The 8,562-nt window shown below is 42.1% G+C and carries 9 protein-coding genes; 1 reads left to right on the top strand and 8 read right to left on the bottom strand.

Translation table 11 applies throughout. From position 1 onward, the window contains the following. The 4 genes from E5355_RS18470 to E5355_RS18490 form a co-directional block, all read right to left on the bottom strand. Positions 1-281: hypothetical protein (locus E5355_RS18470; RefSeq protein WP_136011486.1), on the bottom strand; the 281-nt coding region annotated here is incomplete at its 3' end. A 21-nt stretch (positions 282-302) separates the two neighbouring features. Further along, complete coding sequence (locus E5355_RS18475) at positions 303-1,535, bottom strand: site-specific integrase (protein WP_136011487.1); 1,233 nt, start codon at positions 1,533-1,535, stop codon at positions 303-305. 752 nt (positions 1,536-2,287) lie between these two features. After that, positions 2,288-3,202, bottom strand: coding sequence for a dihydroorotate dehydrogenase (locus E5355_RS18485; protein WP_136011488.1), 915 nt, complete (start codon positions 3,200-3,202; stop codon positions 2,288-2,290). After that, on the bottom strand, positions 3,202-4,101 hold the full coding sequence (locus tag E5355_RS18490) for a radical SAM protein (protein ID WP_136011489.1): 900 nt from the start codon (positions 4,099-4,101) through the stop codon (positions 3,202-3,204). The genes E5355_RS18485 and E5355_RS18490 overlap by 1 nt, the downstream gene beginning before the upstream one ends. 172 nt (positions 4,102-4,273) lie before the next feature. On the opposite strand from E5355_RS18490, the gene E5355_RS18495 reads away from it, so the two are divergent. Then, positions 4,274-4,651 carry a winged helix-turn-helix transcriptional regulator gene (locus tag E5355_RS18495; protein WP_135959767.1) on the top strand — a complete coding sequence of 126 codons (378 nt, stop codon included), beginning with the start codon at positions 4,274-4,276 and terminating at the stop codon, positions 4,649-4,651. Here the strand turns inward: E5355_RS18495 and E5355_RS18500 are convergent. From E5355_RS18500 to E5355_RS18515, 4 genes are all read right to left on the bottom strand, one after another. Next, positions 4,648-5,169, bottom strand: coding sequence for a dihydrofolate reductase family protein (locus E5355_RS18500; protein WP_032560974.1), 522 nt, complete (start codon positions 5,167-5,169; stop codon positions 4,648-4,650). The two genes, E5355_RS18495 and E5355_RS18500, sit on opposite strands and share 4 nt — an antisense overlap. Before the next feature lie 414 nt (positions 5,170-5,583). Further along, positions 5,584-7,629 (bottom strand): bifunctional DNA primase/helicase, encoded by a 2,046-nt coding sequence (locus E5355_RS18505; protein ID WP_136011490.1) that lies wholly within the window; start codon positions 7,627-7,629, stop codon positions 5,584-5,586. Further along, on the bottom strand, positions 7,592-7,951 hold the full coding sequence (locus E5355_RS18510) for a helix-turn-helix domain-containing protein (protein ID WP_135959769.1): 360 nt from the start codon (positions 7,949-7,951) through the stop codon (positions 7,592-7,594). Before E5355_RS18510 ends, E5355_RS18505 begins: the two co-directional genes overlap by 38 nt. A 219-nt stretch (positions 7,952-8,170) precedes the next feature. Continuing rightward, positions 8,171-8,506: an RteC domain-containing protein gene (locus tag E5355_RS18515; RefSeq protein WP_246867001.1), complete on the bottom strand. Its 336-nt coding sequence runs from the start codon at positions 8,504-8,506 to the stop codon at positions 8,171-8,173. Between the last annotated feature and the right edge of the window lie 56 nt (positions 8,507-8,562).

Below are 8,562 nucleotides of genomic sequence, written 5' to 3' on the forward strand. Positions count from 1 at the left end.
CGTCTGAACAAGACACTCTCTTTACTGCATATCCTGAATGCAACGGCTATAATCACTTCAATGTTATAGACATCATAACTGATACCATCCGGTTGCCTGACATACTTTATCGTGTCAAATTCGTTCAGTTCCTTATTCTTGTAAATGGTATGAATCGCCTTGCGGATATCGCATGAGAACATCCCGAACAGGTCGGCTATCTCGAATTGTGTCATCCACACGGGTACTGTCGGCATAATGACTACACCCGTTTCACTGATTGTTATTATTCCTCTGTCCATAATGTATTGAATTGATACTGTTTACTTATTGCTGTCTGGCTTTTCGCCGGTAGATTGTATCTTCCTGCGTTCCATTAGCTTGTCCATGTCCTTGGAAATCTTGTCATCTGTGATTTTGGCATAGACTTGGGAACTGGTGATATTTGTATGTCCCATCATCTTGGCGATGCTCTCTATCGAAATGCCAGCGGAAATCAACAGGGTTCCGAAGGTGTGCCGGGCTTGGTGGAATGTGACCCGACGTCTGATTCCGCATGCTTCCGCTATCCTTTTCAGGTAGATGTTTGTCTTGCTGCAACTGTACATCGGAAACAGCCTGCCGTTTTTGGCGATGCCCCGATATTTCTCAATGAGTTCCAGCGGAAGTTCCAGTAACGGCACATGAAATGGAGTGCCTGTTTTCTGCCGTGCGCTATGAATCCACCATGTCCCGTCCTCTGCCTGTGCGAGATTCCTTTCTGTCAGGTTGCGGAGGTCGCTGAACGAGATTCCGGTAAAAGCAGAAAAGAGGAACACGTCACGCACGAGGTTGAGGTTGGATTTGGGCAGAGGTGTGGCTATCATCCGTTTCAGCTCCTTTTCAGACAGGAATTTTGGGACGATGGGAACATAGTCAAACGTATAGCCGACAAAAGGGTCTTGCCGGAGGTGTCCGCCATTGATGGCAGATTTAAGTACACGGTGCAGATAGCCCATCATCCTTGTTATGGTGGAACGTCCGATTTTGAGGTCGGTGCGCAGGTACAGGTCGTATGCGGATACGAAAGCCGGATTGACGGATTGGAACGGCAAGTCCCTCACGTTGTATCTCTGCCGGAGGAAGTCCTTCAGGTGGTTCAATGCCACGCAATACTGCTTGTAGGTTGCCATCTTGCGGCTTATACCGACCTTCTTGTAGAAGCTGTCGTTGCATTTTTCATAAAGGGAGATTAGTGTTTCCTGTTCGGAGGATATGCCCTGAAAGGCATTCTTCACTTCCATTGCCGACACGTTTTCCTTTTTCGCCAGCAAGTTCTTGCAGGCGGAACGGATATCCACGCTTATCCTGTCCAGTTCCCTGTTCACGGCGGTGGTGGGCTTGCTCTTACCCACAGCCCTGCCGGATTTGACATCCCACAGTTCAGGTATGGCATACACCTTGGTGCTGAACTGCACCATTGACTTGCCGATACGGATTCGTCCCAATATGGGCATCGTCCCGTCGGCTCTTTCCTCATTTTTCTTGAGGTAGAATGTTACTTTCAATTCATCCATAATCAGCTCTTTTTTTGTTCACAAAATTATATTGTACAGAGCCAATCATCCGTTTGCAGAACGGTGCGGACGAGTGCAGGAAAAACCGTCGGATAACTATTTTAACCCATTGTTTGCAAAGAACCTCTCTGAATCTGTCAAACCGCTGTCTGACAATGTTGTATTACCAAAAATGTGAATGTCCTTTTTTGCATAAACAGGTAACGTATTCGTAACGGAAAGTCTGCACATATCCGCTATATTCTGCTGTTTTGCCACTTGGTAGCGATGGGAGGAATTAGGAAGTTTACACGTGATGTTCAGCAAGTCACGCAGATTGTTACATTTTTGCATCAGCGATGCTCAATATAGTAACGAAACTTTGTCTTTTACCGTACTTTTGAAGTCTTGGAAGCCGGACTTTCGGGCAATAAAAAAAGCCACAAATCATTGATTTGTAGCTTTTTGTCCGCTTACTGACCATTTCTGTCCAGTAAGTTCAGCGGAGAGACAGGTTTTTGAACCCATAGCTCTAACCGCTTATATTTCAGCTACTTTGCTTTCAAAATTTCAAATAGGTAACGAAACAGTAACGATTTTCAACCGTTAAGCCTGTCCGACTTTGACCGCTGTTTGTCTGCCTAACTTTCGGGTTCAAAGATATGACTTTCTTTTGAAATATGCAAATCATTGAATATAAATATTCTGCGGTTAGTGCAAGGTGCAAGCTATATATATAAATATATACTTGCACCTTGCACTAAGATTTTGGCTTAAATCCTATCTAATGCACCTGTCAAATCCTGTATATCAGAAAAACCATTTTCGTCAAGATATGAATTGATGCCGTTTATTACTTTTAGGCTTATAGTCGGGTCTATAAAATTATATGTCCCTATTTGAATAGCGGTAGCACCAGCAAGGAAAAATTCTATAGCATCCTGCCATGATGATATTCCACCTAAACCTATAATCGGAACTTTAACAACCTTATATGTTTGCCAAACCATTCGTAATGCAACAGGTTTGATGCAAGAGCCGGACAACCCACCAGTTACGGTAGATAAGATAGGTTTACGAGAATTTATGTCTATAGCCATCCCCATAATTGTATTTATCATAGAAATAGCGTCTGCCCCTGCATCTTCTACTGCTTTAGCAATATCTGCAATATTTGTTACATTTGGGGATAGCTTAACAATCAACGGCTTATTGTAAACCTGTCTGACTGCACCAACAACGGATGCTGCACCTTTAGTTGTTACTCCAAACTCCATACCTCCATGTTTTACATTCGGACAACTTATATTTAACTCTATTGCCGGAATTTTATCTAATGTGGCTACTGTTTCGGCACATTTTACATAAGATTCGATGGTCGTTCCTCCAACATTTACAATCATATTTGTATCTATGTCTTTTATTGTTGGATATATATTATTCACAAAATAATCTACACCTTTATTTTGAAGCCCAACAGCATTCAACATTCCTGATGGAGTTTCCGCCATTCGAGGGTACGGATTACCCTCTTGCGCATATAGCGTTGTTCCTTTTACAAATATTCCTCCTAATAAATACACATCAAAGAAATCTGAAAACTCTGTTCCATATCCAAAAGTTCCCGATGCAACTGTTACAGGATTTTTAAAATCAATACCACTTATTTTTGTTTCTAATTTTGCCATTATAACGATTTTATGCGTTTACGATAATCTCTTAAATCCTCTTCCCTAAAATTATTTTTAATGGACTGTATTTCTTTTAATATCCGTTCTCTTTCTTTGGGTAGAACTCCAATAAAAGGTATGGGGTTAGATACAGTGTTTGCTAAAAGATGAACACAATTAGACGGTTGGAATCGTTCAATAAATATTTCCATTTCTTCTATCCGTTCATATTCCGATGCTTCAACAAATGTCCCCGTTCCTATTTCCTCATAAAGAACTGTATCGGGAAATACGGTTAAAGAAAGTACATTGATAATATACGGATGCAACAAACTAAAAGTATCAGCCGTATTAATAGCATTGCGCTCCCCTTGCCCCTTTCCTGCAAGCCCAATCAAATACGTGAAATTATATTCAATACCAGCATTCTCCAATTTTCGACATTGTTCAACAATATCCATAACAGAATACCCTTTATTCATTTGTGACAGCGTAATATCATCTCCACTTTCTGTCCCGATAGAAATCCGGTCATATCCTAATTGACGTAATTCCATCAATTGCTCTATTGTCTTTTGTTTTATATCGCTAATTCGAGCGAAACAGCCGATATTTTGCACTTCCGGAAGATATATCTTTATTAAAGTGGCAAGTATTTTCAGTTTTTCAAAGCTAAATACAAACGGATTTGCACCAGTTAAAAATACTCTTCGTGCTTTTGGTTGATATAGCTGGGCTATTTCTAAATTCCTTTCAACTTCCTCACGGGAAGCAACTCTAAACTGCGTGTCTTTATACAAACTACAGAATTTACACCTATGATGTGAACATCCTATAGTGGCTTGAAGCAATAGTGAATTTGCTTCGTAAAGCGGTCTCCAAACAGAACCAGTAAATTGCATTCTTTTTAATTCCATTGATTTATCCATTTTATAATCACACCAAATTTTGTATTTCCAATATATTTAGTTACTTTTGCGCAAACAAAGATATAAAGTTACTTAGTATAAAAAAAGAACTTACATAAAGGTAAGATGCTTACCACAAGGTAACTCTTGTTGATTGACAATTATTTAAAGATAAAAAAATATGGAAGAAAATCATTATAGAGAAGCGGTATGTCCAGCGTGTGGCATTATAGACCGTTTTGGTGATAAATGGTCTTTAAGAATACTGGTCTTATTGCAAAAAAATGGGACAATGCGTTTTAATGAATTAATGCGCAATGTTCCTAACATATCTCAAAAGATGCTGACTACAGCATTGAAAAAATTAGAAGCGGATATGTTGGTAAATCGTAAATTATACCCCGAAATACCTCCTAAAGTAGAGTATAGCCTTACACCACTTGGTGAAAGTCTTATGCTGCCTTTAGATGGAATTATTCAATGGGCATTGGAACATTCCGATGAAATCTTGAAACATCGTAATAAACTGGAATCAATAAAGAAAAAGCAGGATAGTTAATCATCCTGCTTTTTCTTATAGTTGTAGGTCGCAAATATTGCGCCCTTATTTGATTGACATTTTACTAACTGCCAATAAGAACCAAATGTTTCTCCGATAAAGCCTATTCCTTTTCCTACAAAAACCGGAATATGGCAAATAGTTATTTCATCCAATAATTCTAATTGAATTAATTCCGTTAATAATTTAGCACTTCCTATGACTAATATTTCATGGTGCTGCTTCAATCTTCTTATTGCATCCAATGGCTTTTCAGTAAGAAATGAAATATTGCTATTGGGGAGTATATTATAATCGGAATGTGAAACGACATAAATAGGCTTTGTTTTATAAACCTGCCCATCTAAATGCTCAAAAAGATAATTGTATGTATTAGCACCGAGTAATAAGCAAGAAGCATTTTCGAATAAACTTTTAGGTATCGCCCTTACGCTTTGTGGAATCCAATCCAATTCTCCATCGACAGACGCAATAAAACCGTCAAGAGATAGTGCTATAAATGATTTTATCTGCCCCATAAATATTGGTTTTAACAGTTAATAATCTTTGATAACTGCCCGCCAATACCCCCAAAAAGAAGCGTGGCTCTTACACTGCTTCAATGCGAGGTACTGGCAATACCCAAACGAGGAACAGGCAAGACCACGCTATGATAAAACATAGCATATCCTGCGCTGAATATCCCCTCGTTTTGAAAAGTGCCAGTTTTCGCATTGGGACGTTCGGCGAACGTATATGTTATATATAAAGACGAAATCACAGCCGAAGCTGTTCAATCGCCGTTATTTTCTTATGTTACTTTTGCAAAAGTAGTAAAAATCACTGGAATAACCTTGCAAATAATAGAAATCCTGCCGTGTTATCACAACATGGCAGGACACAAGCACATGAACCACACAAGTTTCGTCCATACGTTTATGGTTTGTTATGTTCTATTGAAGATTATATGAACCTATAACAAAGAAACTTTGGTTTGCCGTGTCTTTGGCGATGATGTCCCTTTCCCGCATGAATCGAATATAACTCTTTGCAGTACGTTCCTTGATGTCCAAGACCTGCTGCAACTGCTCGCAAAGGTCTATATAGGTGATGCGTGTCTGCCGACCGAAGATGTCACGTGCGACATTCACCAGTTCCCTTTCCTTACGCTTCTCCTTTTCCTCACGGGTTTTCTCCCCTTTGTACACGTGCATCCCCGCTTCCTTGTCCCATGCAAAGAGCATCAAAGGAACGTCCAACGGGCTACCGTCCCTTACTTTCAAAGCTTTTACCACCGACTGGGCGGGTTCTTCGTCTTTCTCTATCGAAAGGATTGTAGCCGCCTTACGCTGCAACTCACTACCCAAATGTCCCCGTAACTTCAAGCCGTTCGGAACGAAGTGCAGCACACAAAGAATACAGGTGTTATAGATACCCGCCAGCCGATAAAGTTCATCTATCACCGCCACGCTTTCCGCTTCATCGTTGGCACTCTTTACAAGGTCTGCGATGCCGTCGATGACGACCAACTGGATGCCACCGTACTGGTAATAGAATTTATCCATGCTTTGTACTATGGCGTGTAAACGTTCCTTACGTGACATACCCGTCAGACAGAATGCTTTCAGCTCATCGGGTTTATCCGGCTGTTTGGCGCGTATCAGCAGGTTGCTTACATTCTTGAACAGTTGTACTTCCGACTGTTCGGTATCATAGAGCAAAACCGCCTTGTGCCTGCCGTTGGCGGTTATCTGTACGCCCAGCGTATCTACTTCCGCACCAGCCGGACAGATGCAGCCCGCTACAATTGCGGCTACATAATTGCTCTTGCCCGTTCCCTCGCCTCCGGTGATACCGAACAGGTTGCCTTGTGTCCCCAGCGGAACGTCACCCGCCGAAATAATCTCTTGCGCTTTGGCGGGCGGGTTGTTGAAATCTATCTCGCATGATTTTAGCATAATCAATGTGTCGCTATACAGGTTGTCTAAAAATTCGATAAACAGTTTCAGGAAATCTTCACGGGTGTTCCCGGCTTTAAAGTAGTCGGATATGTCCTTTTCCTCTTTCGTTCCCGGAAGCGGCAGCAGCAGGCGTTTCACTCCAAATTCTTCCAATAGTTTTTCCTGCTTGCGTGAGCTTTCCTTGCCCGTTTTATCCATATCGAAAAGCAGGATGATGTGTTTGAAACGGAATGTTAGCCGATAAACCAGCGTAGGCGGGATAGTCACCGTTTCGCTGTTGAAGCAGATAGCATGAAAACCGTGCGCCGCCAGTGAAAGCACGTCTTTCTCGCCGCCCGTGATGAATAGCGTGTCACCTTTGGCTGGCAGTTGCTCCAGTCCGAAACAGTAGTTTTCGCCGAAGCTACCGCCATAGAGGAAACGGGGCGTGGAGAACGGGCGGTACAGCTTGATGTGCTGTTTGCCCTTGTAGCCGTACATGGGTTCTGCCACCGATGAAGTGTAGGTGTACGGCTTGCCCTCTGCCGTTTCGCTGTTGTATTCCCGGAGCGAACAGACCTTGTAATGTTCCAACAGTTCGGGCGTGATGCCATACTGTTGCCAGTACACCAGTTCGGCAAGCGGGAACTTTTGTTCCCGGAACTGGTAGGGCTTGACGGGCTTTTCTTCGGGTTTGTCCGGCACTGCCCGGCGGACGGTTGCCGAGGGAATGGAAACCGGAGTGCTGGAAGCCAGCCCCAAGCCCAAATCCCGGTCGATGATTTCCAGTATCTCCACGAAGTCTGCCGCCCTATTGCAGTCCAGCCCCTTTAACTGCCCCACGAGGAAGAAACAGTCACCGCTGTAACTGTCGTTGCCGAAGTCTTTCATCTTGTAGATACCGCCCCGGCGGTCGAAATAGATGTTGCAGGAAGCCTTGCTGTCCTCGTACAGCGGGTTAAGAAAGTTGCGACCTATGCGCCAGTTACCGGGCAGGTAGTGTTTGAACACCGCCAGCCCGTTACTTGTTCTTTCTAAGATTTCCTCTTTCCTTAGCATACAACTGGTGGTTGGTTATCAGGTTGTCGATGTTCTCCTTGTTGCTCCTTATCAGGCGTTCTTCCAGCATCCGGCGTATCTCGCTGACCTTGTAGAAGTAGCGTCCCCTGATGTTGGAATAGGCGATAGTCCCCGACACCCGCAGGCGTTGCAGGGTCTTTTCGCTTATTTTCAGGAACGTGCAGACCTCGTAGCTGTCCACCCACATGTCTTCCTCGCTTTGCCTTGCCGTTTCCGCATGGTTGAAGATGTAATCGGCAATAGCGGTAATCTTGTTGTCCAGTTCTTTATAGGCTTTGGACTCGAATGTTATTATTTCCATAAATGATAACTAATTGATTTGCCGCAAAATTGCATCTTTCTTTAAGATAAAAAATACAAGATTATATCAACTTGGTTGAAATTCTTTCAATGTCTTTTGGAGTGAATTTTAGAGGGAAATTACATATTTTAGTCCTATTCATATTGCTAATCTGTATAAAAAGGAAAACTACCAAGTTGGTAATAACATGGTAGTTTTCTAATTGGCTAAATATCTTATCTACAGATTATCATCATCCATACGCTTTTGCAGTTGCTCTACTATGAATGTGAAAAAAGCAGTTCTGTCTTTCTTTCGATTTTTAAGGCTTAAATAGGTTCGGTAGTAATCTCCCAGTTCAATGCCAAATGCTGCTTCGATAAACGCCATAATTTCTTTTATCGTAGCATTTCCATAATTCAAGGATTTTGCAGCAAACAATCCATATCCCCATTCTATTGCTTCAGATTTCGAGCCAGTCCATTTTAAACTAAAATCTGAAAGCGAAGTTCGTATTTCCGCAATCTGCGTTTTTCTATCTAATAACTGTAACTGGCGATTTAAATATATGCGCAACCATTAGTGTCCCATAAAAAATAGGGACTAGTTAAACATTAAATAAATTTGGCCCA

It is taken from the genome of Bacteroides muris (ex Afrizal et al. 2022), assembly GCF_004793475.1.
Taxonomy (GTDB): Bacteria; Bacteroidota; Bacteroidia; order Bacteroidales; family Bacteroidaceae; genus Bacteroides; species Bacteroides muris.

What these genes read in the sequence shown, in the direction of transcription:
- E5355_RS18505 (WP_136011490.1), bottom strand. Translation starts at nt 7,629, where the DNA reads ATGCTAAGGAAAGAGGAAATCTTAGAAAGAACAAGTAACGGGCTGGCG.
- E5355_RS18510 (WP_135959769.1), bottom strand. Translation starts at nt 7,951, where the DNA reads ATGGAAATAATAACATTCGAGTCCAAAGCCTATAAAGAACTGGACAAC.
- E5355_RS18485 (WP_136011488.1), bottom strand. Translation starts at nt 3,202, where the DNA reads ATGGCAAAATTAGAAACAAAAATAAGTGGTATTGATTTTAAAAATCCT.
- E5355_RS18475 (WP_136011487.1), bottom strand. Translation starts at nt 1,535, where the DNA reads ATGGATGAATTGAAAGTAACATTCTACCTCAAGAAAAATGAGGAAAGA.
- E5355_RS18500 (WP_032560974.1), bottom strand. Translation starts at nt 5,169, where the DNA reads ATGGGGCAGATAAAATCATTTATAGCACTATCTCTTGACGGTTTTATT.
- E5355_RS18495 (WP_135959767.1), top strand. Translation starts at nt 4,274, where the DNA reads ATGGAAGAAAATCATTATAGAGAAGCGGTATGTCCAGCGTGTGGCATT.
- E5355_RS18490 (WP_136011489.1), bottom strand. Translation starts at nt 4,101, where the DNA reads ATGGAATTAAAAAGAATGCAATTTACTGGTTCTGTTTGGAGACCGCTT.